This is a genomic window from Kitasatospora sp. NPDC001119, from assembly GCF_053598475.1.
Genome location: NZ_JBSFKI010000020.1, coordinates 119048 through 145241, shown reverse-complemented (window position 1 = coordinate 145241; position 26194 = coordinate 119048). Strand labels below are relative to the sequence as shown.

Here is a 26194-nt window from a genome sequence, read left to right as displayed (position 1 = left end):
TCGTGCGGGCCTCCGACCGGCCGGGCGTCCCCCCGCACGGGGTCGGCCCGGCCCGCGCGGTCAGATTCCGAAGGCGACCGCGGCGAAGTCCTCGCCGAGCCGGGTGCGCAGCTCGGCGGCGATCCCGGCCAGCCGGTGGGCCTGGGCCATCGGCAGGGAGACCGAGATCGCGCCGATGCCGTTGCCCGCGACGATCGGCACCGCCGCACCCGCCGAGCCGAGCGCGTACTCCTGGAACTGGGTGATCGGGACGGCCCGCCGCGGGCCCTGGCGGGGCAGCAGCGGCAGGCAGGCCGGGTCCCGCAGGGTGTACGGGGTGAACGGCACCATCGGGTAGCGGGCCAGGTGGGCCCGGCGCTCCTCGGCGGTCATCAGGGCGAGCAGGGTCTTCCCGGCCGCGTGGGCGTGGGCGCCGACCCGCCAGCTGTGCCGGTCGATCAGCGGCGCGCCGGGGGCCTCGGCGGCCTCGATCAGCTCCACCTCGCCGTGCCGGTACCAGGTGAAGTAGACGGCGGCGGACAGCTCGTCGGCGAGCAGGCCCAGCAGGGCCCTGAGCCGGGCCCGGTCGGTGGCCGGGCCGTCGTCCCGGACCAGCCCGGTGACGGCGGGGCCGGTCAGGTAGCGGCCGCTGTGGCGCTCCAGGTAGTGGTCGTGCACCAGGGTGCGCAGCAGGTGGTAGGCGGTGCCCAGGGCGAGGTCGGTGTCCCGGGCGAGCTGCTTGGCGGTGGCGCCCTTGGGGTAGCGGGCGGCCGCCGCCAGCAGGCGCAGGGCGCGCTGGGCGGAGGCGATGAGGGTGGGGGCGGTACCGTCGGCCGCGACGGCGTTCATCATGCGGGGGCCGACCAGGGGGAGGGCGCGGCCGCCACGGGTATCAGCGGGCCGGAGAGCGGCGCCAGGATTTGTAGAACGTTCATACATAAATCTTGCGGCCCCCGACGCCTCCTGCCTATGCCGAATCGGCGCGTGGCGTGGCGCGGACCCTCCTACTCGGCGGCGGCCTGGTCCACCAGCGGCAGGATCCGGTACGGCACCGGGTTCTCCAGCACGATCGCGGTGGACGAGCGGACGATCCCGTCGAAGCCCAGCACCCGGTCGATCACCCGCTGCAGATCGGCGTTGGACCGGGCCACGATCCGCACCAGCATGTCCCCGATCCCGGTGATGGTGTGCAGCTCCAGCACCTCCGGCACGCTCGCCAGGTGCGCCCGCACGTCCGCGCCCTGCCCCTGGGAGATCTCCAGGGTGGCGAAGGCCGTCACCGGGTAGCCGATCGCCGCCGGGTCCACCTCCGGGCCGAAGCCGCCGATCACGCCCTTGGCCTGGAGCCGGTCCAGCCGGGCCTGGACGGTGCCCCGGGCGACCTGCAGCCGGCGCGAGCACTCCAGCACCCCGATCCGGGGCTCCTCGGCGAGCAGCCGGATCAGCCGGCCGTCCAGCGGGTCGATCGTGTCGTTCGTACTGCCCACGATGGAATTCCCTTGAGGGGCAGTGGAGTTGGGGGAGCCGGGGGAGCTCGGCGAGTGGGCGGGGGGCATTCGCGGCACCGTCCTGTGGTGGGCATTCTGTACAGCGGCGCGGCCGATTCTCCCGCTCCGGGGCACAGCTTGACCAGGAGGAAACGGAACAGTTGCGCGCGGGTCGGCCCGGCGACACCCTCCAGCCACACCCCCGTGCGCAGGGCCCCACCCCCGGTGCCGGGGGCGGCCACGATGGTCCGTACGCCTACCGGGAGGGCAGTCATGACCGACACCGCCGCCGAACCCGCCCTGTTCGGGGCAGACCTCCCACCGGACCTGGCGGAGGCGGGGCCGCTGCCGATGGGCCGCGCCGACGCGGTGGTCTTCGCGGTCGCCGACGCCGAGCGGGCGGCCCGCCGCTACTGCGCCGCGCTCGGGCTGCGATGTACCGCGTACGCCGGGCCGGAGACCGGCGAGCCGGAGCTGCTCTCGTACGTGCTCGCGGCGCCGGGCACGCGGATCGTGCTCACCTCCCCGGTGCCCGCCGCCTCGCCGGGGCCCGCCGCCCCGGTGCGGACCGCCTCCCGGACCGCGCCCCGGGTGCGGACCGGCGGCCCGCGCGGCCGGGAGCTGACCGCGTACCTGGACCGGTACGGGGACGGGGTGCTGGACCTCGCGGTGAGCGTGCCGGACGTCTACTACGCCTACGACTACGCGGTGGACCGGGGCGCGCTGTCGCTGGCCGAGCCGTACGAGGCGCGGGACGACTACGGCGCGGTGGTGCTGGCCACCATCGGGGTACCGGGCGGGACCAGGCACACGCTGGTGGACCGGGCGGGGTACGTGGGGCCGTACCTGCCGGGGTACGTGCCGTGCGACGGCCTCTGACGGGGCGTCGTGCGGCGGACCGGTTCCTGACGGTCCGCCGGAAGCGCCTCAGCGGATCGCCGTCTCCACGATCGGCGGGTGGCCGTTCCAGGAGGCGAAGACGGAGTTGGCCTCGTCGCCCCGGGTGAAGTCGACCCGCAGCCACTGGCCGTCGGTCCACACCTGCATCTGCCAGCCCGGGTCCGGGGTGGCGGAGACCAGGGTGGCCCGGTCCGGCTTCAGGTCCAGCGCGACCTTGCCGCCCGGGATCGGGTAGCTCTTCACCGTGGACGTCGTGGTGGCGGTGGGGACGGGCCGGCGGGTGGGCGGCGCGGCGGCGGTGGTGGCGGGGGCCGGGCCGTGCGGGGCGGTGGCGGCGGTGGCGGCGTTGGTGGTGCCGGTGGTCGGGGAGGCCGCCGGGGAAGGGGTCGTGGACTGTGCGGCGGAGCGCGGCTGGTCCGCGGTGGCGGGCGCGGAGTGCAGCGTGCCGTCGGCCTTCGGGGAGGGCAGCGGCAGCGCCGTGGGCCGTTCGAACGCGGCGCCGGTCAGCACCGCGTGCACGCCGAGCCAGGACAGCGCCACCGCCGCCCCGGTGGCCGCCGCCCAGGCGCCGAGCTGTACCAGTCCGTTCCGCATCGTCCGCACATCCTGCCGTATTTCCATACGGATGGAGACCGGCACCCCCGGTATTCAGCAGGGCAGTTGCACAATGTCCGGACCCACCCCCGAGGTACAGACCACTGACCGGCGATGGCGTACCGTGCAGGCCCATGGCAACAGTGCTCGTGGTCGAGGACGACCCCTTCGTACGATCCGCCCTCATCCGGCACCTGACCGACACCGGTCACGCGGTCCGCAGTGTGGGCACGGCTCTGGAGGCGCTGCGGGAGGTCGCCCAGGTCGGCTGTGACCTGGTGATCCTCGACCTCGGCCTGCCGGACCTGGACGGCAGCGAGGCGCTCAAGATGATCCGGGGCCTGACCAACGTTCCGGTGATCATCTCCACCGCCCGGGACGACGAGGCCGAGATCATCCGGCTGCTCAACGACGGCGCCGACGACTACCTGGTGAAACCTTTCTCCGGGGAGCACCTCAGCGCCCGGATGACCGCCGTGCTGCGGCGGTTCGGCAGCGGCGCGGCCCCCGTCGCCCAGGTGCTGCGGGTCGGCGGACTGGCCATCGACCTCCAGCGGCGGGAGGCCGCGCTGGACGGACGGCCGCTCGACCTGACCCGCCGTGAGTTCGACCTGCTGGCCTTCCTGGCCGCCCGGCCCGGCGTGGTGGTGCCGCGCAAGGAGATCCTCGCCGAGGTCTGGCAGCAGACCTACGGCGGCGACCAGACCATCGACGTCCACCTCTCCTGGCTGCGCCGCAAGCTCGGCGAGACCGCCTCCAACCCCCGCTACCTGCACACCGTCCGGGGCGTCGGGGTCCGACTGGAGGCCGCCGGAGGACTGCCGGAGCACCGGACATGAGGCGGTTCGGGCGCTCGCTGCGCTGGGCCCTGATCAAGGCCGCGGTGGCCGGGACCACCATGGTCGCGCTGGCCTTCCTGATCCCGCTCGGGCTGATGGTCCAACAGACCGCGCGGGACCGGGCCTTCACCGCCGCCGAACGGCAGGCCGCGGCGCTCGGGCCCGCCCTGGCCATCACCACCGACGAGGACGCGGTCAACCGGGCCCTGGCCAGTACGGACGCCGGCGGGCAGGGACGGATGGCGGTGCACCTTCCGGCGGCCGGGCAGCCCGCCGGAGCGGGCGGCGCCGAGGCGGCGACCGCGGGGACGGGCGGGGGCGGCCCCGGGACGGTGGCCGCGGGGACGGGCGGGGGCGGCCCCGGTGTGGCGGCCGCCGGGACCGGCGAGCCCGAGGGCCCGATGCTGGGGGAGGGGCGCGCCGCCGCGGCCGACGTGGCCACGGCCGGCGGAAAGGGCCGCTCCTTCACCGTGAAGGTGGCCGGCGGGTACGCCCTGCTCCAGCCGGTCGCGGTGGACACCGGGCGGACCGCGGTGGTCGAGGTGTTCGTGGCCGAGAGCGACCTCACCCGGGGCGTGGCCACCGCCTGGCAGGTGCTCTCCGCCGTGGCGCTCGGCCTGGTCGCCATCTCGGTGCTGGTCGCCGACCGGATGGGCAGCCGCATCGTCGCCTCCGCGCGGAAGCTCGCCGCCGCCGCCCGCTCGCTCGGCGCCGGGAACCTCGCGGTGCGGGTCCCGGTGGAGGGCCGGCTGGTCGCGGGCAGCCCGGAGGAACTGCGCGAGGCCGGCCAGGCGTTCAACACCATGGCCGACCGGGTGGTCCAACTCCTCGCCGCCGAACGGGAACTGGCCGCGGACCTGTCGCACCGGCTGCGCACCCCGCTGACCGTGCTGCGGCTCAACGCCGCCTCGCTCGGCGAGGGCGACGCGGCCGACGCCACCCGGCACGCGGTCGCCCAACTGGAGCGCGAGGTCGACCAGATCATCCGCTCGGCCCGCCGCGCCCCCGAGGACGCGCCCGTCGTCGCGGTCGGCTGCGACGCCGCCGAGGTGATCCGGGAACGGGTCGCCTTCTGGTCGGCGCTGGCCGAGGACGAGGGGCGCCGCTGGCAGCTGGCCGGCGCCGAGCGGGCGGCGCCGGTGCCCGTCCAGCGCGGCGACCTGGCGGCCGCCGTCGACGCGCTGCTCGGCAACGTCTTCCGGCACACCGCCGTCGGCACCGCCTTCTCGGTGGACGTACTGGCCACCGACTGCTCGGTGATCGTGCTGGTCGGCGACGCCGGACCGGGGTACAGCGACCCGGCCGCCGCCCTCAAGCGCGGCGAGGGGCACGGCGGCGAGGGCTCCACCGGCCTCGGCCTGGACATCGTCCGCAAGCTCGCCGAGTCCACCGGCGGGGACCTCGCGCTCGGCCGCTCCGCGGTGCTCGGCGGCGCCGAGACCCGGCTGCGGCTGCGCACCGGGCCGCAGGAGGCGGCGCCCGCGCGGGGCGGACGGCGGCGGAGCCGGGGCGCGCTGTTCCAGAAGTGACGGGGTATCGGGGTGGCCGGGCGCCAGGTGTGGCGCTACGGCGCCCGTGCGCTCTTCCTTAACGGCGGCCTAAGGGACCTCTACCGCTCGCTCAGCCCGCCCGTCGCGCCCCCGGCCCACCGCTAGCGTCGGTCGCGCCGACCTCCACCCCGGCGCCGACCCCACCCCGGCCGTCACCCCCACGGCGACCGGTGTGCCCGTTCCCCCGGTCGGCGCCGGGGCCGGACACACCCTGTGCGTGGACACCCCGCTCCACCCGCCGTACGACCTGGTCGCAGGGGCCAAGGCCCATGCCGACGCGACGTGCTCCAGCGTCGTCCAGCAGCAGGTGGACTTCACCCGGGCCCTGGGGGCGTACACGGGCTGAGGGTCGTGATCGCGTGATCGCCTGATTCCCGGCTCTGGCCGTCCGTGCCCCGCTCGCGGCGGAGGACGGCTGGTCAGGGCCGGTCTGTCACGCCGGGTAGTCGATCGTGTCCGGTTCCGCCCGGGCGGCATCCGGTATCGTCGCTGGTTGGCCCAGCCGTGGACGGAGTGGACAGTGACAGCGGTGCAAGACGAGCGCAGCCCGGTGCGGACCGCACCCGACCCCTCGCCCGCCCCCCTGTCGGACCGGCTGCGCCGGGCCCTCGGCGCCCCCGTCCGGGCGCTGCGCGAGGCCCCCCGCCGCCCGCTGCTGGCGGCCTCCGCCGTCGCGCTGCTGTCCCTGCTGGTGTACGCGGTGGTCCGCCACTTCGTGCACACCTCGATGGTGGACATGATCGTCTACCGGGCCGAGGGCGCCGCCGTGGCCAACGGCACCGACCTGTACGCGCTGCGCGTCACCGAGTGGAACCTGCCCGCGACCTACCCGCCGTTCGCGGCGATGCTGTTCGTCCCGACCACCTGGTTCCCGGTCCCCTTCCTCCGGGTGGCGATCACTCTCGGCAACATCGGGCTGCTCGCCCTGCTGACCCACCTGTCCTTCAAGCTGGCCGGGTGGCCGCGCCGCGAGCTGCGGCCGATCGGCGTGATCCTGGTGACCGGCCTCGGGGTCTGGCTCGAACCGGTCTTCACCACGCTCCGTTACGGCCAGATCAACCTCGCGCTGGCCTGCCTGATCCTCTGGGACCTCACCCGTCCGGACGGGCGGCGGAGCAAGGGAGTGGCGATCGGCATCGCCGCCGGCATCAAGCTCACCCCCGGCCTGTTCGCGGTCTACCTGCTGGTCACCGGACGGATCCGGGCCGCCTTCGTGGCCGGCCTCACCTTCCTCGGCACCTTCCTGCTCGGCGCCCTGGTCCTGCCCGACGCCACCTGGGGCTTCTGGACCAAGTACCTCTACGACTCCTCCCGGGTCGGCAAGACCTGGATCGTCGACAACCAGTCGATGCGCGGCGCCTTCGCCCGCCTGCTGCACAGCGCCGACCCCGGCACCGTCGCCACCCTCGGCGCCGGCCTGGTCGCGGTGGCCGGCCTCGCCGTCGCCGCCTGGGCCGCGCGCAGCGGCCGCTGGCTGCCCCGGGCCGAGGCCTGGGGCGTCTGCTGCGCGGCCGTCACCGCCGTCCTGATCTCGCCGATCAGCTGGACCCACCACTGGGTCTGGTGCGTGCCGATGCTCGTCCTGCTCGCCGCCGAGGCCTCGGTCGAGCACGCCCGCCCGGCCGGCGTCCGCCGACTGCGCTGGCGGGCCGCCTTCTGGGCCACGCTGGTCGCGTTCCTGTCCTTCGCGATGTGGGCCGCGAAGCCGGTCGGCCTGGCCGTCCTCGACATGTCACCGTGGCGCCAGCTGCCGACCTCCGTCTACCCGTGGGTCGGACTCTGCTTCCTGATCGCCGCCGCCGTCCGGATAAGGGCCCGACGGCGCTCGGCCGGCGCGCCGCTGGTCCGGCTGCCCGGACAGCGGGAGACCGGCGGCCCGGACGCCGCCCGCGGTCGTCAGCAGGCCCCCGCGGCCCGCTGAGCCGGCGGGGGCGCCGCTCCTGCTTCCCTGTTCCCGCGCTCGCGGTTCCCGCCGAGCCCGCTGCCCGTGCTCGTGGTCGCGGTCGTGGCCGTGCTCTCGCGGGTGTCCGTGTCCGTGTCCCTGCTGCTGTCCGTGCCGGTGCACGCTGCGGCGCACGCCTAGGCGAGCAGCTCGGCGAGCGAGCCGTCCATGTCCAGCGCGGCCAGCTCGCTGCCCGGCGGGACCAGCCGGTGCGCCCGCTCCAGCCAGGCCGCGACGATCGGCAGCGGGGCCTCCAGCAGGGCGTCCCCGGCGGGCGAGCTCAGGGCCAGACAGAGCACGCTGCGCCGCCCCGAGCGCGTCGGCCAGATCCGCACGTCGCCCTGGCCGCACGGGCGGAAGGTGCCCTCGACCAGCAGCTCGCGGGCGAACACCCAGGTCACCGGGGAACCGGTGTCCAGGTGGAAGGTGATGTACACCGCGTACGGGTCGTGGCTGCCGTAGGACAGTCGGGCCGGGACGGGGACGCTGTGCTCCGGCGAGAGCACCAGGTTGAGCTCCAGCTCGTGCTCGACGACGCTGACGGGACGCTCCATGATCGTCTTCCTCTCTGCCTTCGGGCGGTGCCCGGTTCCGGGCCCCTGTGACCTTTGAGAGGGCGGTCCGCACCGGCTCTTACACACGTTTCCGGGATTTCTTCGGGAAGTTTGGTGAGGGGTGGTGAACGGCGGGTGGCACGGCGCGCGGGCCATCGTCGTGCGCTGGGTTCCTTACCTTGAGCCACCCTCCGCTGTCCGGGGATTCGCGAACTTTCCGTCACGGCTTCGATGAGGTACTACCCTTTGTGACTGCCCGGCGACTGTCCGCCCATCGGTGGCTCCCCCACGCGCGCCGAACGCCGGGCGCGCGCCTGGTCGTGCGCGCGGGGGGACGCGTCTGCGGTGGTCGGGCCCGGTCGGCCCGCACCGTCCTCGTCAGGCCCTGCCAGGAAAGAAGACCCCCATGACGGACCGCCCCTTCGCCGCCGCCGGCGACCCGGCCGTCGCACCCGAGCCCGGCTACTACCCCGACCCCTCCATCCCCGGCTTCATCCGGTACTGGGGCGGCTCGGCCTGGGTGCCCGGCACCAGTCGGCCCGCGCCCGCCGAGGGCGAGGTGCCGGCGCCGCCCCGGTACGCGACCCGCCCTCCCGTCCCGGGCGGGCCGGCGGCGCGGGCGGTGCCGCCGCCGGTGGTGCTGCTGGAGGCGGTGGCGCCGGAGGCGGGGTGTGCGGGGCCGGTGGCCCCGGAACCGGTGGCTCCGGAGCCGGTGGCCCTGGGGGCGGTGCCGCTGGGGTCGGTTCCCCCGGGGTCGGCGCCTTCCGGGGTGGCGCCCCCGGGGTCCGTGGCGGAGGTGCGGGGCGGGCTGCCGGCGGGCGGGGGCGACACCGGGCCGGTGTACTTCGACCAGACCTCGGGCGGGGCGTCCTTCGTGCTCGGGCCGCGGGTGGCGGAGGTGATCGGCGGGCCGGTGTTCCGGACGGTCGACGGGCCGGGGGTGCTGTCGGGGGTTTCGCCGGGGGTGCCGTTCGGGGTGCCCTCCGGGGGGCCGTCGGGTTTCGCCGGTGCCGAGCCGCCCGGGGTCGTGGACGCGTCGGTGGCCTTCGGCGCGGTGCCCGAGGCGGCCCCCGTCCCGGGGCTGGGGCTGGGGCTGGGCCCGGCTCCGGCCCCGTCCGCCGCTCCGGTCGCCGGGGATTTCGAGTCCGGCTGGCAGGCCGATCCGCGGGCGCAGCGGGGCCTGATGGAGACGGGCGACGCGCCCCGTTGGGTCTCCTGGGGGGTGCTTCCGGAGGCGCCCGAGGTGGAGCAGGGGCGTGCGGAGCCCGAGCGTGCTCCGATTGCCGCGGAACTGGCCGCCGCCGGCGCTCCCGCCGTGGCGGTGGCGGTGCGGGAGGCCCCGGTGCCGGCCGTCCTGGCCTCGGGCCCGGTGCCGGTGGTCGGCGAGGAGATGCTCCGGGGCCCGCTTCAGGCCCCGGCCCCGGCCCCGGCCGCGGCCGCGGCCGCCTCGAAGCCCCTGGCCGCGGTGGCGGCGACCGCCTCCGCCCACGCCGCTCCGCTGCCCGCCGTACGGGCGGTCCGGGAGACCGCCGTCCAGCCCCGCCCGCCCGCCGCCACCCCCGTCCCCGCGCCCTCCCGGGCCGCCCGGACCTCCCGGGACGCCCGGACCACCCGGATCCCCGGGCCGGCCGGCCTCGGCCGCCGACTGGCGGCGCGGACGGTGGACACCGCCGTGCTGCTGGTGGTCGCGGTCGCCGCAGGGATCCCGCTCGGCAACTCGGTCTCCGACCACCTCCGGCAGAAGGTCGACCAGGCCCGGATGGCCAGCGCCCTCACCCGGCGCCAGGTCCAGGTCTGGCTGGTGGACGACGTGGTGCTGGGCAAGATCGCCGTGCTGATCGGCATCCTGCTGTTCGTCAGCCTGCTCTACGAGGTGCTGCCGGTCGCCCGCACCGGACAGACCTTCGGCAAGCGGATCGTCCGGATCCGCGTGGTGGACGCCGCCGCCCCCGCGGCCCGCACCAGGCTGAGCCTCGGCCGCTCGCTGCTCCGCTGGGCCGTGCGGCAGCTGGGCGCGGTGCTGCTGCTCGGCCTGGTCTGGCCGGTGTTCGACCGTACGGCGCGGCGGGGCTGGCAGGACCGCGCGGCCCGGACCCGGGTGGTGCGCGGCTGAGGGCTGGTAGGGCCCGGTGCAAAACGGACAAAATGTCCCGAACATCGAGAATATGTGATGTTCTACTCGGGGGCATGAGCACCCACGACCCCTCAGGCCCCCAGCCGGAGGGGGGCGGTACGCCCTCCTTCGACAAGCAGCCCCCGCAGCCGGGCGGCGGCACGCCGGAAGGCGAGCCGTCGGGCCCGACCCCGTCCCACGACCCGTCCGGTGACCGGTCCGGCGGTCCCGGCGCCTACCAGGGCACCTACGGCGGAAGCCCGTACGGCGAACCGACCCCCGGTCAGAACCCGTACGGCCAGAACCCGTACGACCAGCCGCCGCCCGGCCACGGCACCGGCTACGGCCCCGGCGCGTACGGCACCCCCGGCGGCGGCCCCGTCCCCGGCATGCCGCCGATCGGCACCTGGCCCAAGCGGTTCCTCGCCCGGCTGATCGACTACCTCCTGATGCAGGCCGTCGGCGTGATCATCGTGGGCCCCTTCACCGACCTCAGCACGCGCAACGGCTCCACCGAGGCGTTCTGGCTCGGCTGCGCCATCTACCTCGTCTACGAGGCCCTGATGCTCAGCCGGGACGGCCAGACCCTCGGCAAGAAGGCGATGAAGATCCGCGTCGCCATGCTCGTCGACGGGAACAAGCCCACCCAGTCCGCCGCCTGGACCCGCGCCGCCGTCTTCATCCTCCCGGCCGTGCTCTGCTGCGCCGCGCTCTGGTGGATCGTCGACGGCCTCTTCGGCGTCTTCGACAAGCCCTACCGGCAGTGCCTGCACGACAAGGCCGCGAAGACCGTGGTGGTCACCACGGAGGTCTGAGCGGCGCGGCGGGACGCGCCCGCGCCCGGCGGCGGATCAGCGCTGCCGGGCGTACGCGTGCCCGGCAGCGGTCGCGGTGGGGTGCGGCGGGGCGGCCGGGGCCCCGGGACCCGACGCCACGGTGGCGGACCTGGCCGCGGCGGCGGACATCGAAAGCACCGTCACCACGGTGCCGAGCGCCAGCGCGAACCCCACCAGCACCACGACCGCCAGGACGCCCGAGGCGCCCGAGACGGCCAGCAGTGCCACCGTGGTGGCGACGACGGTGAACGAGCCGAGGCAGGCCTGGGCGACGGAGGGGCGCGGCATGGCGGGGGTCCTTCGCACGTCGGGGGAAACGGGCGGGAGTGGAGCCGGTTCCAGTGGTGCTACCCCGCGGGGAGGACGGGTACGTCCAGGCTAGCCCCCGGAGGCGGGGGCACAGGGGGCGCACGGGCTCACCCCGGGGTCGTCCGGCCCGCTCGGTACGGTGAGACCGGCACCTGCCACGCACTGTCGCAGAGCACGTATCACCGAGCACCACGTACCCGGGGGAACCGACCATGCCCATCCCCGCCGACTGGCCCACCACCGAGGCCGAGGCACTCGCCGAACAGGAGCGGCTGCGCCCGCTCGTCCAGCCCCACGACGACCCGGGCCGGGACCCCGCCGCCCCCGGCACCCTGATCGCCGGCGTGGACGTCGCCTACGACGACGAACACGACCTCGTCGCCGCCGCGGCCGTCCTGCTCGACCGCGACACCCTGGACGTCGTCGAACAGGCCACAGCCGTCGGCCGGATCGCCTTCCCGTACGTCCCCGGACTGCTCGCCTTCCGCGAACTCCCCGCCGTCCTCGACGCGTTGGCCGCCCTCACCCGCACCCCCGACACCGTCGTCTGCGACGGCTACGGCCTCGCCCACCCCCGCCGCCTCGGCCTCGCCAGCCACCTCGGCATCCTCACCGGACTCCGCACCCTCGGCGTCGCCAAGACCCCCTTCACCTTCGACCACCACGAACCCGACGCAGCACGCGGCTCCTGGACCCCCCTCACCGACCCCGCCACCGGCGAGGAGGTCGGCCGCGCCGTCCGCACCAGGGCCGGCGTCAAACCCGTCTTCGTCTCCGTCGGCCACCGCACCGGCCTCGACACCGCCGTCCGCACCACCCTCGACCTCGCCCGCCACTACCGCCTCCCCGAAACCACCCGGCACGCCGACTCGCTCTGCCGCCGCGCCCTCGCCGACGCCCGACGCACCGGGACGAACGCGAACTGACCATGCCCCGGGCGGGATTCGGGCCCGGTGTGTTAGACATGAGACACCGGGGCCCGGCCCCGGCCGCCAGGGGGACGGACGCACGGGGGAGGCGCCGACATGGGCACAGGGACCACCGGAACCGGATCGACCGGCGGAGCCGGACAGGGCTACCGCGTCGAGGTCGAACAGCTCCGCGCCTTCGCCGGCCAAGTACGGCTGCTGCTCGCCGACTTCCAGAAACACGCCGACGGCACCGACGCCCACGGCCGCAGCGGCATCGGCAAGACCGCCTTCGGGACCTTCGCCGAGGCCGCCGAGATCCACGGCCGCTACGGCACCATGCGGGACGCGCTGCGCGACGTCCTCAACCAGCTCCAGGAAGCCGTGAACGAGGCCCAGCAGAAGGCCGACCTCACCGCCACCAACTACGAGGAGCAGGACCAGCACACCGCCACGAAGCTCAAGCTCGGCGACGACGGCTGGTCCGTCGCCCAGCCCTCCGCGAGCAGCCAGGCCGCGGCCCAGCAGAACCGCACCCCGTCCACCCGCGGCAACGCCACCGTCTGACCGCCGCCCGCCCGCCCCGAACGGAGGCCGACCGCCCGTGGTCTACACCGACTTCACCAAGTACAGCCACGCCCAGCTCCGCACCATGGCACAGGCCCTCGACCCCGGCGCGGTGATGGCCGCCGGCGACCCCTGGCGCAAGGCCGCCGACACCCTCAAGCAGATCCGCCAGACCCTCACCAAGGCCAGCACCGAAGCCGCCACCTCCTGGGAAGGCACCACCAGCGACGCCTTCCACACCCGCATGCTCACCCTGGCCGCCAGCATCAACAACGCCGCCGCCTACGCCAACGACGCGGCCAACACCCTCCACAACACCTCCGAAGCCATGGCCAAGGCCAAGCGCGACATGCCCGAGGAACCCGGCAACTGGGACAAGGTCAAGGACACCGTCGGCGACGCCCTCTTCGGCGACGACGACGAACACATCCCCCTCGCCGACCGCAAGAAGGCCGAAGCGGCCGCCATCATGCAAACCCTCGCCATGCACTACCGCGTCGCCACCCCGGCCCTGAAGCCCCCGCCGGCGTTGGATGCGAGGCCGCGGCAGCCGATCCGGGACGACCCCGCAGACGGCGCCCAGGGTGATCCGAGTGGTGCCGCGGCGACGGCGGCCGCGATGATGTCGGGCACCTCGGTGGGAGCGGCGGGAGCATCGACACGGCCGACGACCGTCCCGCCTTCTCAACGTAGTTCCGCCCAGCCGCCGATGACGGCTCGGCCCGTGGCGAGGAGTACGCCTGCTCCGACCGACTCGGGGATCAAGGGCGGTACGGCGCAGACTCCGTCGAAGCCCTCGGTCCCACCGGGTCGTGGTTCCGGTGACGGCATCTCCGGCAGGCCAGTGGCGCCCGCGAGCGGAAGCATGCCGAGTCCGGCGCTGGCCGGGACACAGACCTCCGGAGTGGAGCTCGTGCAGGCCGGGGGCACCGCCACCGGGCCGTTCGGGGGTGCCAATGGTCCGGAGACCCCTCGCACCACCAGCCCGACGACCGTCTCTCCGGCCGCGCCGATCGTCGGCCCGGGGAAGGTCGGCCCCGGAGGCCGGGAGATCGCGGGTGGCGTGGTGCCGGTCGAGGGTTCCGGTCCGCGTGGCGGTCGGGCTCCCGGTGGTTCCGGTGAGGTCAGTCCGGTCATGGGCGCCCGAGGCCCTGGAGCTTCTGGTGGCCGGCAGTCCGGGGGTTCTCTGGCGCGACCTGGCGGGGTCGCGGGAGAGACGGCGAAGCCGGGTGGCGCACAGGGCAAGCAGTCGTTCACGGAAGGCGGGTCCGGGCTGGGAGCACGCAATCGCCTCAGGGGTGAGTCGGGCCCCGCTACGACGAACGGCGCGTCTCCCGGTATCCCGCTGGGTGGAGCACAAGGACGCAAGAAGGAGCGGGGGAAGGACGGCAAGCGGCCCGACTACCTCGTTGAGGACGAGGAGACCTGGGCGTCGAAGAAGCCCGCGAATCCGAACGTGGTGGAATGAAAGCCGGTCCGTGAGCGGACAACGGTTCTGATCGCATCCCGCAGGTCGGTGACCTGTGGGATGCCGCGCTGAGTGGGGTGACCAGGTTTGACGAGCCGCCGGTTGGCACGTGGTACGGCGACCCTTGCCGCTGGGGCACTGATCTGGGGTGTCGGGGCACCGGTGGCATCGGCCGATCAGATCAGGGACCAGCAGTGGGCTCTGAAGGCGCTCGAGGCGGAGACGAAGGTCTGGCCGACGAGCCAAGGCGATGGTGTGGTCGTCGCCGTGATCGACACGGGCGTGAGCCAGGATCAGCCGGATCTCACCGGACAGGTGCTTCCCGGCGGTGACTTCTCCGGTGGCAACACGGACGGTCGAGTGGACAACGACGGCCACGGCACCGGGATGGCGAGCCTGATCGCCGGACACGGACACGGTTCCCAGGACGGGATCATGGGCCTTGCCCCGAAGGCGAAGATCCTCCCGGTGAAGATCAAGTCTGGCGGCGACGGCCCGGACTCCCAGTCCACCTCCGAGCCGCAGCCGACCCCGGATCCTCAGCAGAACGACCTGGCGGACGCGATCCGCTTCGCGGCGGACCACGGTGCGAAGGTCGTCAACATGTCCATCGGAGGATATTCGCGCTTCGACTCGAAGCTGCGGAAGGCGGTCAACTACGCGGTGTCCAAGGACATCGTGCTGGTCTCCAGTTCGGGCAACGGGGCCGGTCTGGGGGTCGAGTATCCGGCCGCCTTCCCCGGCGTGGTGGCGGTGGGAGCCGTGGACTCCAGCGGGGTTGTGTGGGAGCGATCCACGTCCGGCCCCGAGACCACGCTCACTGCACCCGGCGTGGGGATCTACCGTTCCGCTCCGAAGTCCTCGACGGGCTACGAGCGGAGGAACGGTACTTCGGATTCCACTGCCTACGTCTCCGCGACGGCGGCGCTCATCCGTTCCAAGTACCCGAACCTGTCCGCTGGGCAGGTGATCAATCGGATGATCAAGTCGGCCACGAGCCCGGCCGGTGGGCCGGCGGTGCCCAACGGTCAGTACGGCTACGGGCTCGTCGCGCCGGCGAAGGCCCTGGAGGCGAATCCCGCCGTGGACAACGGGCCCCGGGAGAACCCCCTGCTCGGGCGGATGGAGGCGAAGGGCACTCCGCCTCCGGTGGACGAGGAGACCGACGAGCCCGCCGTCGTGCCCATGGTCCCCGAGGGGGACAAGGGGAGCGGCGGGAACGGGGTCGGGGTGGTCGTGGGGGTGGCGGCCGGGGGGTTGGTGTTGGTGGTTGCCCTTGTCGGGGTGTTGGTGGTGCGGAGGCGGCGGGGGGCGGGTCAGTGAGTGGCGAGCCATTCGTCGCGTAGGGCGGCCATCTGGAGGACGTCCCAGTAGCGGTCGTCCCAGTGGTGGGCTTGGCGGGAGCGGCCTTCGAGGGTGAAGCCGGACTTGCGGTAGGAGTGGGCGGCGCGTTCGTTGTACTCGAAGACTTCGAGGTGGACGCGGTGGAGGCGGATGGTCTCGAAGGCGTGGCGCAGGACCAGGAGGGTGGTTTCGGTGCCGATGCCGCGGCCGGTGTGGTCCGGGGTGAGGGCGATCCGGTAGCCGGCGGAGGAGTTGTCGGGGTCGACGTCGTTGAGGGCGGCCTCGCCGAGGAAGCGGCCGGTGGCGGGGTCTTCGACGGCGAGGTCGAGGCGGTCGGGCTGTTGGGCGCGGGTGGTGCACCACTGGTGGATGCGGTTGCGGGTGAAGGCGGTGCGGGTGCCGGTGAGCCGTTTGGTGGTCTCGTCGGCGCAGAGTTCCCACATCGGGTCGGTGTGCCGTTCGTCGAGGGGGACGAGCCGGGTGGTGGGGCCGTGCAGGGTGGGCTTCACGGCGAGGGCGGCGAGATCGGTGGGAGCGGTCATGGCGGCCAGGATGGATGGTCGGCTTCCGGTTCGTCCACGTGTTTAGTCCTGGCGTGCGGGCGCGCACCGGTTGGGGTGCGCGCGGGGACGGGGGCGTGTGTCGGGCGGTCGCGCCGGGTGAATGCGCCGGGGGTGGCAGTATTTCGGCGACCGCTGGCGTCATTGCCGCTGGTGGGGTTCCCCCGGTGGCGGAGATGCTGGGCCCATGAGCACTCCTGAGCGCACGCGGGTCGAGAGCACGTCGATCGCCGCCACGAACACCGCCGACGACGGGATCGTCCCCGACACCAAGGACTGGACCTGGGTGCTGGAACGCCCGTGCCCCGACTGCGGGTTGGAGACTCCGCGGGTGGTGCGGGAGGACGTCGCCGGGATGGTCCGGGCCAATGCGGAGGGCTGGCTGGCGGTGCTGGCGGGGGATGTGGACGGGCTGCGCAGGCGGCCGGCTCCGGGGGTGTGGTCGGACCTGGAGTACGCGTGCCACGTCCGGGACGTGTTCCGGCTGTTCGACGTCCGGCTGAACCTGATGCTGGACCTGGACGACCCGCTGTTCCCCAACTGGGACCAGGACGAGACGGCCGTCGCCGAGCGCTACGGGGAGCAGGACCCGAAGGTGGTGGCCGGGGAGCTGGCGGAGGCCGCTGAGACGCTCGCCGCCGCTTTCGAGCGGGTGGCGGGGGCGCAGTGGGCGCGGACCGGGAACCGCAGCGACGGGGCGCGGTTCACGGTCGAGTCGTTCTCCCGGTACCTGATCCACGACCCGGTGCACCACCTGTTCGACGTGACGGGCGAGCGGGTCTGAAGCCGGTCCTGAAGCCGGGCCTGGAGCCGGGCCCGGGAGCGGGGCCGAGGCCCGGTCTGAGGCCGGACCGGAGGCGGCCGGGGCGCGGGGTCACCAGCCGGAGGCCTCGCGCAGCATGGTGCGGCGCAGCCGTCCGGCCACGCTGGCGGCGTCCGTGCCGATGACGTCGGCGATCTCGGGGGCGGCGAGGCCGACGACGTAGTGCAGGATCGCCAGGTCGTCGTCGGCCGGGTGGCGGTCCGGGGCGGGGGTCGCCTGGCGGGTGTGGTCGGCGACGGTGCCGCGCAGGATCTCCCAGGCGTGCGCGGTGGGGTTGGAGCTGCCCATCAACTCCCGCCAGTGCACCGCGATTTCCGCGAAGGCCTGTTGGACGGCGACGGCCGCGGCGCTGTGCTCGGTCAGCCACACGCGCGCGTAGCTGAGGTACCGGGGGCGGTGGAGTTCGCAGAACGCGGTGAACTCCAGGGGCACCTCCGCCGGCTCGCCGGGCCTCGGGGGCGGCTCGGCTGAACTCTCGTGACGGTTGGTCATCTCGGCTTCTCGGAAAGGGAGATGGGTTTCTGACGGTCGATCATCTGTGCTCACTCTACGGTAGGCCCTCGGTGCGCTGGGTGACCAATCCGATGGAATGCCCGGAACCCGCCGCCGCCAGGCCGGTTCCGGTGGCGACCGGGTGCGGCGAGGTGGCGGGACGGCCGGGCGGAGGGCCGGCGAGGGCCGGTGGAGCGGTGCTGCGCAGTGGCGCGGGAGTCGTAGGTGCGAGCGTGTCGCGGCTGGTCAGAGGGTGTGGGGCGACGGCGGCCGCAGGGCGGTTGATGTGCCACCGTAGGCCCTGTGGAGGCTGGCGTCCACGCCCAGGGCGCGAACCTGGGTGCGCACAACCACCCGCACAACCGCACTCACGATCGTGGGGAAGATCGCCACGGAAGAGGGCATGGTCGTCACCGCGATGACGTCCGCGCGGGCGGGCCGGACGGCGTGCGCGGAACGGGTGCGCCGTGGACTCGGTGGACCCGGCGCCCGCCGCGCGCCGGGGCGGAGGGCGCGCTGGTGGGGCGGCCGTTGGACGGGGTGGTCCCGCGACCGCCGGTGTGCCGCCGGGCGCGTCCGCCACACCCCGGCGGCCCGGGTCGGGCCGGGCGGAACGCCGGGGGCGGGAGGGCGGGCGGAGCGGCCGGCTGTCCGTCAGGAGGTCGTCCGGGCCTCCGTGGGGGAGATCCGGTCGACGGCGGTGTCCCGTTCGACCTGGGTCGGGAAGGCTTCGACGGCCCGTCGCCGGGCCGCCTGCGCCGCCGCGGCTGCCGCGGCCGCAGCCGCCGCAGCTGCGGCGGCGGCCTCCTCGCGCTCGCACCGGTGCGCCGGGCCCGCGTGCGCCGCGCCCGTGTGCGCCGCGCCCGTGGCGTGGGCGCCGGCGGCATGCGGACCCGCGGCGTGGGCGCCGGCGGCATGCGGACCCGCGGCGTGGGCGCTCGCCGCGTGCACACCCGTGGCGTGCGCGGCGGGGGCGTGCACGCCCCCCGTGAGCGCCCCGGGGGCGTGTCCGGTGGCCCGTCGTCGGCGGCCGAGCGCGGCCCGGGCGGCATGCTCCTCGGCGGCCTGTCTAGCGGCCAGGTAGGCCTGTACGGCCGCCATGCCGTAGACGGGCTGGATGAGCTGGTGGCCCTTGAAGAAGGGCCTGGCCGGGGCGAACCCGGCGGCGACCACGAGGTCGCGGATCTCTGCTATCTCGGCCTCACTGCGGGCGGTGAAGCGGACCTCCCAGCCCTTCTTGTACGTATGCCCCTTCTCGCCGCTGCGGCGGGCGGGGTCCGGGCGGCGGACGTATCCGGGCAGACGGCCGAGGCGGAGCTGGGCCGCGCGGAGGCCGGCGGTCTCGTCACGTGACATGACGTAAGCCTAGGCAATCCCCGGGGCGGGATTGACGCCTTGGGGGTCCCTCGCCGTATGCCTTTGATCACTCTGGGTCAGGCGACCAGGTCGGCGATCGTTTTCGATCACATATGACAACCTGATGAGCGTCAATTACTCCAAATGAGTGAGGGTATGAGGACTTTAGTGCGGGCTGATCCCGGTTTCGCGACGGTTGGGTAACAGTGCGTCAGGGTCTCGGTCGCGGGTCCGGACGGTTGGGGATGGTGTCGGCATGAGCTACCGGATTCCGTCGCCGCCGCCGTCCCTGGAGGAGCTGGCGAAGCGTCAACAGAACGTCGTCACCGCGAGCCAGCTGCGCGCCCGGGGCGTGCCGGCCCGGATCATCACCGAGCACTGCCGCCGGGGCGGCCCCTGGCGGCGGGTGCTGCCCCGGGTCTACCTGCTGCAGTCCGCCGAGCCCACCCCGGAGCAGCGGATGTGGGCCGCGCTGCTGTACGCCGCGCAGAACGGCCGGGAGGAGGGCCGCCGGGAGGGGGCGGTGATCACCGGTACGGCCGCGCTGGCGCTGTACGGCTTCACGGTTGTGCCCCGGCTGCCGGCGGTGACCGGGGTGGACGTCCTGGTGCCCCGGCAGCGCCGGCTGAAGGACGTCGGCGAGGTGCGGATCCGGCGCACCGAACGGGAGTTGGTGGCCCGCTCGGTGCACGGCCTGGCCTGTGCGCCGGTGGCCCGGGCGGTCGCCGACGCGCTGGTCGAGTGGACGGCGGAGCCGGGTGGCGCGGCGCCGGTGCGCGAGGTGCTGCGGGAGGCCGTCGCCCTGCCCGGGAACCGCTGCACGGTACGGGAGTTGGTGTCCGAGCTGACCGACTCGGGGCTGACCTGCGAACCGCGGGTGCGGGCCGCCCTGGACGAACTGCTGGCCGTCGAGCGGGACTTGGCGCTGGATCGGATCGGCCGCCTGGTGGACGAGCGGCTGCTGCCCGCCCCGCTGAACGCCCCCGAGCTGCGGATGCGCGGCGGTACGTACATCGCCGTCCCGGACCTCTACTGGCCGGAGCGGGGCGTCGCGGTGGAGGTGGACTCGGAGCTGCGCAGCGTGAGCGAGGGCGAGGCCGCCTGGGTGCGCGGCGGGCAGCACCGGATGGAGTACCTGGGCATCCGGGTGGTGTACGTCTGCGGGGCCGCGCTGGCCGCCGACCCGGACGCGGTCGGCGGCGAACTGCGCGAGGCGTACCGGGTCGGCGGGACGGACGTGGTGGAGCTGCTGGTGGTCTGAGCGGGCGACGCCGGCCGACCGGAACACGCCGGCCGACCGGGACGCGCGGCCGCACCCACAACACGCCCGCACAACACGCCCGTACGGCACGACCCCCCGAATGCCGTTACAAACGGACCACCGGCGCGCCGACCAGCTCGACCCCGGCCGCCCGCAGCTCCGCCAGCGCGGCGGCGGTGGTCTCCGGGTTCACCCCGGCGGTGAGGTCCAGCAGTACGCGGGTGGTGAAGCCCGCCCGGGCGGCGTCCAGCGCGGTCGCCCGGACGCAGTGGTCGGTGGCGATGCCGACCACGTCGACCTGGTCGACCTGCCGCTCGCGCAGCCACTCCACCGGACCGCGGTTGTTCTCGTCCAGCCCCTCGAAGCCGCTGTACGCCGCCGAGTGGGCGCCCTTGTCGAAGACCGCCTCGACCGCGCCGGAGATGACGGCGGGCGCGAAGTTGGGGTGGAAGCCCACGCCCTCGGTGCCGGCCACGCAGTGCGGCGGCCAGCTGTCGACGTAGTCCGGCTCGGCGGAGAAGTGGTCGCCCGGGTCGATGTGGTGGTCGCGGGTGGCGAGGATGTGCCGGTAGCCGGGGGAGGACTCGGTGATCAGGTCGGTGATGGCGGCGGCCACCTCGGCGCCGCCGGCGACGGCCAGGCTGCCGCCCTCGCAGAAGTCGTTCTGCACGTCGACGACGATCAGTGCCCGGTGCATGACTCGCATCCTCGGATCTCGGGGGCCCGCGGGAGGCGGCGCCCCGGTGGGGGAGCCCTCGGGAGTACGCGGCCGGCCGTGCCGGGCGCGGGGGGTACTCGGGGAGCTCCGGGGGAACTCGGGGAACTCTACGGCTGACTCTAGGGAGTGGCGCCCGGGGGCGGAAGCCCCGGGGCCGGTCCGGGACATCCCGTCCGCGGGGACGGGGGCGGCGACGGAAGCCCCGGGGCCGGTCCGGTGGTCCGGCCCCGGGTTCCGGTCAGCGGCCGGGGCCGGCCGGCAGGACCAGTTCGGTCGGCAGCACCGGGTCGCCCTTGGACAGCTGGGTGGCCGACAGCGGCAGCGCGGCGCGGGCGCGCACGTGCCGGTCGCGGGCGGCGCTGAGCGGTTCCCGGCCGACTGTCTCGCCGCCCAGGACCAGCGGCACCTGCGTCAGGTGCGGGCGCAGGTAGTCCGGGACGGGGCCGGTGCCGACCACCTCGGCCTCGGCGACGCCGTCGGCGTCGGGCCGGCGGGCCGCCCACTTGCGGCCGCCGATGCTGGTCTTGCCGCCGGCCGCGCGCTTGGCGACCGGGATCAGCGGCCCGCCGTCGGTCTCGGCCCGGGCGACCAGCTTGTAGACCATCGCGCAGGTCGGGTGCCCGCTGCCGGTGACCAGGCTGGTGCCGACGCCGTAGCCGTCGACCGGGGCGGCGGCCAGGGCGGCGATCGCGTACTCGTCGAGGTCCGAGGTGACGATGATCCTGGTCCGGTCGGCGCCGAGGTCGTCCAGCTGGCGGCGGACCCGGTGGGCCAGCAGGGTGAGGTCGCCGGAGTCGATCCGGACGGCGCCCAGGTCGGGGCCGGCCACCTCGACCGCGGTGCGCACGGCCTCGCGCAGGTCGAAGGTGTCGACCAGCAGGGTGGTGCCCTTGCCCATGGAGGCGATCTGCGCCTTGAAGGCGTCCCGCTCGCTGTCGTGCACCAGGGTGAAGGCGTGGGCGGCGGTGCCGGTGGTCGGGATGCCGTGGGTGAAGCCGGCCTCCAGGTCGGAGGTGGCGGCGAAGCCGGCCACGTAGGCGGCCCGGGCGGCGGAGACGGCGGCGTGCTCGTGGGCCCGGCGGGCGCCCATCTCGATCACCGGGCGGCCGCCGGCGGCGGCGGTCATCCGGGAGGCGGCGGCGGCGATGGCCGAGTCGTGGTTGAGGATCGAGAGGATCACCGTCTCCAGGATCACGGCCTCGGCGAAGGTGCCCTCGACGGTGAGCAGGGGGGAGCCGGGGAAGTAGACCTCGCCCTCGGGGTAGCCGTGGATGTCGCCGCGGAAGCGGTAGTCGGCGAGGAAGCGCAGGGTTTCCTCGTCGACCACGTCCTGGTCGGCCAGCCAGTCCAGCTGGGGCGAGGTGAAGCGGAAGTTCTCGACGGCGTCCAGCACCCGGCCGGTGCCGGCCATGACGCCGTAGCGGCGGCCGCTCGGCAGGCGGCGGGTGAACACCTCGAAGACGGAGCTGCGGTGCGCGGCCCCGCTGCGCAGGGCGGCCTGCAGCATGGTGAGCTCGTAGCGGTCGGTGAGCAGGGCGGTCGAAGCGGCCGCTCGCACGGAAGTGGCGTCCATACGGATGATGCTACTACCACTTAGCGTCAGAGTGACGATTTCTCGTCGAGCGTGCCGGGGCGGAATCGCCCGGGTGTCCCCCGGATGGCAGCATGGGGCATGAGTGGTTACGGACGACTGTGCAGCGAGGAGGACCGGGGTGAGCGTCGCGCCCGTGGAGATCGAGCGCCCGGAGGTCGAGGGGGTGCCGGTGACCGAGCCGGACACGCCCTGGGTGACCATCGTGCACAACGACCCGGTCAATCTGATGAGCTACGTCCAGTACGTCTTCCAGGCCTACTTCGGCTACCCGAAGGACAAGGCCCGGAAGCTGATGATGGACGTCCACACCAAGGGCCGGGCGGTGGTCTCCAGCGGTTCCCGCGAGGAGATGGAGCGCGACGTCCAGGCGATGCACGGCTACGGCCTCTGGGCGACGCTGCAGCACGACTGACACCGAGCCGACTGACGCCGAGCCGACTGACACCGGGCCGACCGGCGCCGGCCGTACGACCGAAGACGACGAAGACGGGCTGACCGATACAGATGGCTGGGTTGTTCGAGAGCGCCGGCAGTGGTGGCGCGGCGATCGCGCTGGACGAGTGGGAGGCCTCCATCCTGCGCTCGCTGGAAGTGCAGGTGCTGGAGCTGATCGGCCCCGGTCCGGGCGGGGAGGGCGACGACCCGCTGGCCGCGCTGTTCGCCGAGGGCCCGACCGAGGCGCCCGCCGACCCGGTGCTGGCCCGGTTCTTCCCGGACGCCTACAGCGACCCGGAGGAGCCGGCGGACGAGGAGGCCGAGGTCGCGTCCGGGGAGTTCCGCCGCTTCACCGAGCTGGACCTGCGGGCCCGCAAGCGGGACGACGCGCTGTTCGTCGTCCGGGCGCTGGACGGGCTCGGCGGCGGCGGGGTGCTCAAGCTGGCCGCGCCGGACTGCCTGCGCTGGCTGGGCGCGCTGAACGACCTGCGGCTGGCCGTCGGCGTCCGGCTGGAGGTCACCGAGGACGACGAGGACGGCCTCTACGAGCTGCCCGACGACGACGAGCGCAAGCCGCTGGTGATGGCGTACCTGTGGCTGGGCGCCCTGCAGGAGTCGCTGCTGGAGGCGATGGCGGACTGACCTGCGCGGACCGCTCTGCGCGGACCGCTCCGCGGGGGTCGCCGTATACGCACCGTGTCGCACGGATCGCCCTGCGGGGTCGATCCTGCCCGATTCCGGGCAAGCCCCGGCCGTTTTGTCCAGAATATGGACGATCAGCCGGGGCTTTTCCCATCAAAATGGGACAGAACATACCAGGTCATGCTCAAATAACGCTCAGATGGACGCCGCTATCCGAACCCTGCGTGGTACGACTTCTCCACCCCCGAGACCGACCAGGACGGTGCACAGTGGCCGAGAAGTTGTACGACGAAAGGGTCGATACTCCACCGGATGCGGAGGGCTACGAGCGCGGGCTCGGCAGCCGCCAGATCCAGATGATCGCGATCGGCGGTGCGATCGGCACCGGCCTGTTCCTCGGCGCGGGCACCGCGATCTCCCGCTCCGGTCCCAGCCTGATCCTCTCCTACGCCGTCGCTGGCCTGGTGATCTTCGTGATCATGCGGGCGCTCGGCGAACTGCTCACCTACCGCCCGGTCTCCGGCAGCTTCGCCGAGTACGCCCGGGAGTTCCTCGGTCCCTTCGCCGGCTATGTGACCGGCTGGACGTACTGGCTGTTCTGGGTCGTCACCGGCATGGCGGAGACCACCGCCGCCGCCGTCTACGTGCGGTTCTGGGCGCCCGGCATACCGCAGTGGGCCAGCGCGCTGACCTTCCTGGTCCTGCTCTACGCGGCCAACCTGATCTCGGTGAAGCTGTTCGGCGAGATCGAGTTCTGGTTCTCCATGGTCAAGGTCACCGCCATCATCGGCATGATCCTGATCGGCGTCGGCGTGCTGACCCTGGGCTTCAGCAAGGCCGGTGACACCGCGTCACTCGGCCACCTCTGGCAGGACGGCGGCTTCTTCCCCAAGGGCATCGGCTCCACCGTGATGACCCTTCAGATCGTCATGTTCGCCTACCTGGGCGTCGAACTCGTCGGCGTCACCGCGGGCGAGAGCGAGAACCCCGAGAAGACCCTGCCGCGGGCCATCAACACCCTGCCGTGGCGGATCATGCTGTTCTACATCGGCGCCCTGGTGGTCATCCTCTCGCTCGTGCCGTGGACCGAATTCCGGCCCGGCGTCAGCCCGTTCGTCGCCGCCTTCGGCAAGATCGGCATCCCGGCGGCGGCCGGCATCATCAACTTCGTGGTGCTCACCGCCGCGCTCTCCTCCTGCAACTCCGGGATGTACTCCACCGGCCGCATGCTGCGCGACCTCGCGCTGCGCGGGCAGGCCCCGGGACGGCTCACCAGGCTCAACTCCCGCCGCACCCCGGCCTTCGCGATCACCGTCTCCTGTCTGCTGATGGGCATCGGCGTGGTGCTCAACGGCGTCGTCCCGGCGCGGGCGTTCGAGTACATCACCTCGGTCGCCACGGTCTGCGGCCTGTGGACCTGGGCGATGATCCTGATCTCCCAGATCCGCTACCGCCGGGCCTGGCGGGCCGGCCACCTGCCGCCGCCCACCTTCAAGGCGCCCGGGGGCACCTGGGTCAGCGGGGCCGCGCTCGCCTTCCTCGCGGTGGTCGTGGTGCTGATCGCGCTGGACCGGGACAACCGGATCTCGCTGTTCGTCTTCCCGGTCTGGGCCCTGCTGCTGGTCGGCGGCTACCAGGTGCTCAAGCACCGCGACCCGCAGGCCGTCCTCGGCGCCGCGCCGGACGGGGCGCCCGCCTCCACCGGGAACACCCTCGACGGGAACGTGGACGCCCGCTGACCGAGCCTCGGACACCCGGCGGACGGCCGCCGGGGCGTGGCTATCCTGACCGCATGCTGACCATCACCCGAGAACTCCGCGACCGGATCGTGGCCCACGCCCGCGCCGACCACCCGGACGAGGCCTGCGGCGTGGTCGCCGGACCGGCCGGCAGCGGCCGGCCCGAGCGGTTCGTCCCGATGCTCAACGCGGCCCGCTCGCCCACCTTCTACGAGTTCGACTCGGGCGACCTGCTCAAGCTCTACCGCGAGATGGACGACCGGGACGAGGAGCCGGTGATCGTCTACCACTCGCACACCGCCACCGAGGCCTACCCCTCCCGCACCGACGTGAGCTACGCCTCCGAGCCGTTCGCCCACTACGTCCTGGTCTCCACCGCCGAGGGCAACGGCGAGGAGGACCCCTACCAGTTCCGCTCGTTCCGCATCGTGGACGGCGAGATCACAGAGGAAGACGTGCAGGTCGTCGAGGCCTACCTGGTGTGACCGGTACCAGCGCGGACCCGGCCCGCCGACCCCTCCGAGGGGGCGGCGGGCCGTCGTCGTCTCAGCCCTGGGAACGGGAACATCCGGATCCCGAGACGGGCATGTCTAAGCGAGCCCGGGAATCTATACGATGAGCCCATGCGTTCCGTCGATGTGAGCACCCAGGCCCCGGGCACCCGCCTCGTGGCGCGCCTGCACATCGACCTGTGCCGGCACGCCGGTGCGATCTGTCCCGGCACGCCCGCGCGCTCGCGCTGAGAGCCGCTTCACCACCTCACCCGGGCCCACCGCCCCGCGGCGACGCCGGGCGCCCGCCCCGCCGCGTCCGCCGCGGCCCACCCACTCCACGACTCGCACAGGAGCGCACCCATGGCCATCGAGGTCCGCATCCCGACCATCCTCCGCACCTACACCGACGGCGCCAAGGCCGTCGAGGGCAACGGCAGCAACCTCGGGGAACTCTTCACCGACCTCGACGCCCGCCACCCGGGCATCGCCGCCCGCCTGGTCGAGGGCGGCGAGCTGCGCCGCTTCGTCAACGTCTACCTGAACGACGAGGACGTCCGCTTCCTGGAGGGCATCTCCACCGCCCTCGCCGACGGCGACAGCGTCACCATCCTGCCCGCCGTGGCCGGCGGCGCCCGCTAGCGTTGACCGGTTCCCCCGTCGCCACGGCGGGGGAACCATCCCTCTCCACCC

At 73.8% G+C, this 26194-nt stretch carries 29 protein-coding genes; 19 read left to right on the top strand and 10 right to left on the bottom strand.

What is annotated here, in order from left to right; all coding sequences use genetic code 11:
* Positions 1-60: 60 nt before the first annotated feature.
* Together ACWDD9_RS24900 and ACWDD9_RS24895 are read right to left on the bottom strand one after the other, a co-directional pair.
* Positions 61-831 (bottom strand): helix-turn-helix domain-containing protein, encoded by a 771-nt coding sequence (locus tag ACWDD9_RS24900; RefSeq protein WP_449812686.1) that lies wholly within the window; start codon positions 829-831, stop codon positions 61-63.
* A gap of 152 nt (positions 832-983) precedes the next feature.
* Complete coding sequence (locus ACWDD9_RS24895; protein ID WP_181970601.1) at positions 984-1466, bottom strand: Lrp/AsnC family transcriptional regulator; 483 nt, start codon at positions 1464-1466, stop codon at positions 984-986.
* Between the two features lie 273 nt (positions 1467-1739).
* On the opposite strand from ACWDD9_RS24895, the gene ACWDD9_RS24890 reads away from it, so the two are divergent.
* Positions 1740-2345: a VOC family protein gene (locus ACWDD9_RS24890; protein ID WP_449812685.1), complete on the top strand. Its 606-nt coding sequence runs from the start codon at positions 1740-1742 to the stop codon at positions 2343-2345.
* A gap of 48 nt (positions 2346-2393) precedes the next feature.
* On the opposite strand, the gene ACWDD9_RS24885 is transcribed toward ACWDD9_RS24890, so the two are convergent.
* A complete protein-coding gene (locus ACWDD9_RS24885) occupies positions 2394-2960 on the bottom strand; it encodes a hypothetical protein (protein ID WP_380740336.1) in 567 nt (188 codons plus the stop codon).
* Positions 2961-3094: 134 nt separating this feature from the next.
* Between ACWDD9_RS24885 and ACWDD9_RS24880 the strand changes: the two genes are divergently transcribed.
* From ACWDD9_RS24880 to ACWDD9_RS24865, 4 genes are all read left to right on the top strand, one after another.
* Positions 3095-3799, top strand: a complete 705-nt coding sequence (locus tag ACWDD9_RS24880) for a response regulator transcription factor (protein ID WP_074005033.1) — start codon at positions 3095-3097, stop codon at positions 3797-3799.
* Positions 3796-5328 carry a sensor histidine kinase gene (locus ACWDD9_RS24875; RefSeq protein WP_416874819.1) on the top strand — a complete coding sequence of 511 codons (1533 nt, stop codon included), beginning with the start codon at positions 3796-3798 and terminating at the stop codon, positions 5326-5328. Before ACWDD9_RS24880 ends, ACWDD9_RS24875 begins: the two co-directional genes overlap by 4 nt.
* A 193-nt stretch (positions 5329-5521) precedes the next feature.
* Entirely contained in the window at positions 5522-5695 is a 174-nt protein-coding gene (locus tag ACWDD9_RS24870; RefSeq protein ID WP_449812684.1) for a hypothetical protein, read from the top strand.
* Between the two features lie 174 nt (positions 5696-5869).
* On the top strand, positions 5870-7270 hold the full coding sequence (locus ACWDD9_RS24865; RefSeq protein WP_117488016.1) for a glycosyltransferase 87 family protein: 1401 nt from the start codon (positions 5870-5872) through the stop codon (positions 7268-7270).
* Between the two features lie 158 nt (positions 7271-7428).
* Here the strand turns inward: ACWDD9_RS24865 and ACWDD9_RS24860 are convergent, their stop codons facing one another.
* The gene (locus ACWDD9_RS24860) at positions 7429-7845 is read right to left on the bottom strand and encodes an SsgA family sporulation/cell division regulator (RefSeq protein WP_049658875.1); all 417 of its coding nucleotides are present in this window, start codon (positions 7843-7845) and stop codon (positions 7429-7431) included.
* Between the two features lie 406 nt (positions 7846-8251).
* On the opposite strand from ACWDD9_RS24860, the gene ACWDD9_RS24855 reads away from it, so the two are divergent.
* Together ACWDD9_RS24855 and ACWDD9_RS24850 are read left to right on the top strand one after the other, a co-directional pair.
* Positions 8252-9958, top strand: a complete 1707-nt coding sequence (locus ACWDD9_RS24855) for an RDD family protein (RefSeq protein WP_449812683.1) — start codon at positions 8252-8254, stop codon at positions 9956-9958.
* Positions 9959-10032: 74 nt separating this feature from the next.
* The gene (locus tag ACWDD9_RS24850) at positions 10033-10773 is read left to right on the top strand and encodes an RDD family protein (RefSeq protein WP_449812682.1); all 741 of its coding nucleotides are present in this window, start codon (positions 10033-10035) and stop codon (positions 10771-10773) included.
* Between the two features lie 36 nt (positions 10774-10809).
* On the opposite strand, the gene ACWDD9_RS24845 is transcribed toward ACWDD9_RS24850, so the two are convergent.
* Positions 10810-11082: a hypothetical protein gene (locus ACWDD9_RS24845; RefSeq protein WP_380740328.1), complete on the bottom strand. Its 273-nt coding sequence runs from the start codon at positions 11080-11082 to the stop codon at positions 10810-10812.
* A 233-nt stretch (positions 11083-11315) separates the two neighbouring features.
* Between ACWDD9_RS24845 and ACWDD9_RS24840 the strand changes: the two genes are divergently transcribed.
* The 4 genes from ACWDD9_RS24840 to mycP all read left to right on the top strand — a co-directional run bounded on the left by ACWDD9_RS24840 (position 11316) and on the right by mycP (position 15369).
* Complete coding sequence (locus ACWDD9_RS24840; protein ID WP_117488008.1) at positions 11316-12029, top strand: endonuclease V; 714 nt, start codon at positions 11316-11318, stop codon at positions 12027-12029.
* Between the two features lie 99 nt (positions 12030-12128).
* Positions 12129-12578: a hypothetical protein gene (locus ACWDD9_RS24835; RefSeq protein WP_049657753.1), complete on the top strand. Its 450-nt coding sequence runs from the start codon at positions 12129-12131 to the stop codon at positions 12576-12578.
* A gap of 37 nt (positions 12579-12615) precedes the next feature.
* Entirely contained in the window at positions 12616-14046 is a 1431-nt protein-coding gene (locus ACWDD9_RS24830) for a hypothetical protein (protein WP_449812681.1), read from the top strand.
* A gap of 162 nt (positions 14047-14208) precedes the next feature.
* The gene (gene mycP / locus ACWDD9_RS24825; protein ID WP_449812680.1) at positions 14209-15369 is read left to right on the top strand and encodes a type VII secretion-associated serine protease mycosin; all 1161 of its coding nucleotides are present in this window, start codon (positions 14209-14211) and stop codon (positions 15367-15369) included.
* Here mycP and ACWDD9_RS24820 read toward each other — a convergent pair.
* Positions 15363-15932 carry a GNAT family N-acetyltransferase gene (locus tag ACWDD9_RS24820; RefSeq protein ID WP_449812679.1) on the bottom strand — a complete coding sequence of 190 codons (570 nt, stop codon included), beginning with the start codon at positions 15930-15932 and terminating at the stop codon, positions 15363-15365. The genes mycP and ACWDD9_RS24820 overlap by 7 nt on opposite strands.
* A gap of 205 nt (positions 15933-16137) precedes the next feature.
* Between ACWDD9_RS24820 and ACWDD9_RS24815 the strand changes: the two genes are divergently transcribed.
* Complete coding sequence (locus tag ACWDD9_RS24815; RefSeq protein WP_449812678.1) at positions 16138-16734, top strand: DinB family protein; 597 nt, start codon at positions 16138-16140, stop codon at positions 16732-16734.
* Positions 16735-16824: 90 nt separating this feature from the next.
* Here the strand turns inward: ACWDD9_RS24815 and ACWDD9_RS24810 are convergent, their stop codons facing one another.
* Both ACWDD9_RS24810 and ACWDD9_RS24805 read right to left on the bottom strand, forming a co-directional pair.
* Positions 16825-17265: a hypothetical protein gene (locus tag ACWDD9_RS24810; protein ID WP_049657761.1), complete on the bottom strand. Its 441-nt coding sequence runs from the start codon at positions 17263-17265 to the stop codon at positions 16825-16827.
* Positions 17266-17919: 654 nt separating this feature from the next.
* Entirely contained in the window at positions 17920-18621 is a 702-nt protein-coding gene (locus ACWDD9_RS24805; RefSeq protein ID WP_449812677.1) for a hypothetical protein, read from the bottom strand.
* A gap of 256 nt (positions 18622-18877) precedes the next feature.
* Between ACWDD9_RS24805 and ACWDD9_RS24800 the strand changes: the two genes are divergently transcribed.
* Positions 18878-19882 carry a hypothetical protein gene (locus tag ACWDD9_RS24800; protein WP_449812676.1) on the top strand — a complete coding sequence of 335 codons (1005 nt, stop codon included), beginning with the start codon at positions 18878-18880 and terminating at the stop codon, positions 19880-19882.
* A gap of 106 nt (positions 19883-19988) precedes the next feature.
* Here the strand turns inward: ACWDD9_RS24800 and ACWDD9_RS24795 are convergent, their stop codons facing one another.
* Together ACWDD9_RS24795 and ACWDD9_RS24790 are read right to left on the bottom strand one after the other, a co-directional pair.
* Positions 19989-20579, bottom strand: a complete 591-nt coding sequence (locus tag ACWDD9_RS24795) for an isochorismatase family protein (protein ID WP_449812675.1) — start codon at positions 20577-20579, stop codon at positions 19989-19991.
* 259 nt (positions 20580-20838) lie between these two features.
* The gene (locus ACWDD9_RS24790; protein WP_416874826.1) at positions 20839-22173 is read right to left on the bottom strand and encodes a nicotinate phosphoribosyltransferase; all 1335 of its coding nucleotides are present in this window, start codon (positions 22171-22173) and stop codon (positions 20839-20841) included.
* A 139-nt stretch (positions 22174-22312) separates the two neighbouring features.
* Between ACWDD9_RS24790 and clpS the strand changes: the two genes are divergently transcribed.
* From clpS to ACWDD9_RS24760, 6 genes are all read left to right on the top strand, one after another.
* Positions 22313-22606, top strand: a complete 294-nt coding sequence (gene clpS / locus ACWDD9_RS24785) for an ATP-dependent Clp protease adapter ClpS (RefSeq protein ID WP_049654313.1) — start codon at positions 22313-22315, stop codon at positions 22604-22606.
* Positions 22607-22698: 92 nt separating this feature from the next.
* Positions 22699-23271 carry a DUF2017 domain-containing protein gene (locus tag ACWDD9_RS24780; protein WP_049654316.1) on the top strand — a complete coding sequence of 191 codons (573 nt, stop codon included), beginning with the start codon at positions 22699-22701 and terminating at the stop codon, positions 23269-23271.
* A gap of 269 nt (positions 23272-23540) precedes the next feature.
* Positions 23541-25010, top strand: coding sequence for an amino acid permease (locus ACWDD9_RS24775; protein ID WP_449812674.1), 1470 nt, complete (start codon positions 23541-23543; stop codon positions 25008-25010).
* A gap of 53 nt (positions 25011-25063) precedes the next feature.
* Positions 25064-25495 carry a Mov34/MPN/PAD-1 family protein gene (locus ACWDD9_RS24770; RefSeq protein ID WP_449812673.1) on the top strand — a complete coding sequence of 144 codons (432 nt, stop codon included), beginning with the start codon at positions 25064-25066 and terminating at the stop codon, positions 25493-25495.
* 138 nt (positions 25496-25633) lie between these two features.
* The gene (locus ACWDD9_RS24765) at positions 25634-25753 is read left to right on the top strand and encodes a putative leader peptide (RefSeq protein ID WP_310593142.1); all 120 of its coding nucleotides are present in this window, start codon (positions 25634-25636) and stop codon (positions 25751-25753) included.
* A 111-nt stretch (positions 25754-25864) separates the two neighbouring features.
* Positions 25865-26143, top strand: a complete 279-nt coding sequence (locus tag ACWDD9_RS24760) for a MoaD/ThiS family protein (RefSeq protein WP_030242903.1) — start codon at positions 25865-25867, stop codon at positions 26141-26143.
* The last annotated feature ends 51 nt before the right edge of the window (positions 26144-26194 follow it).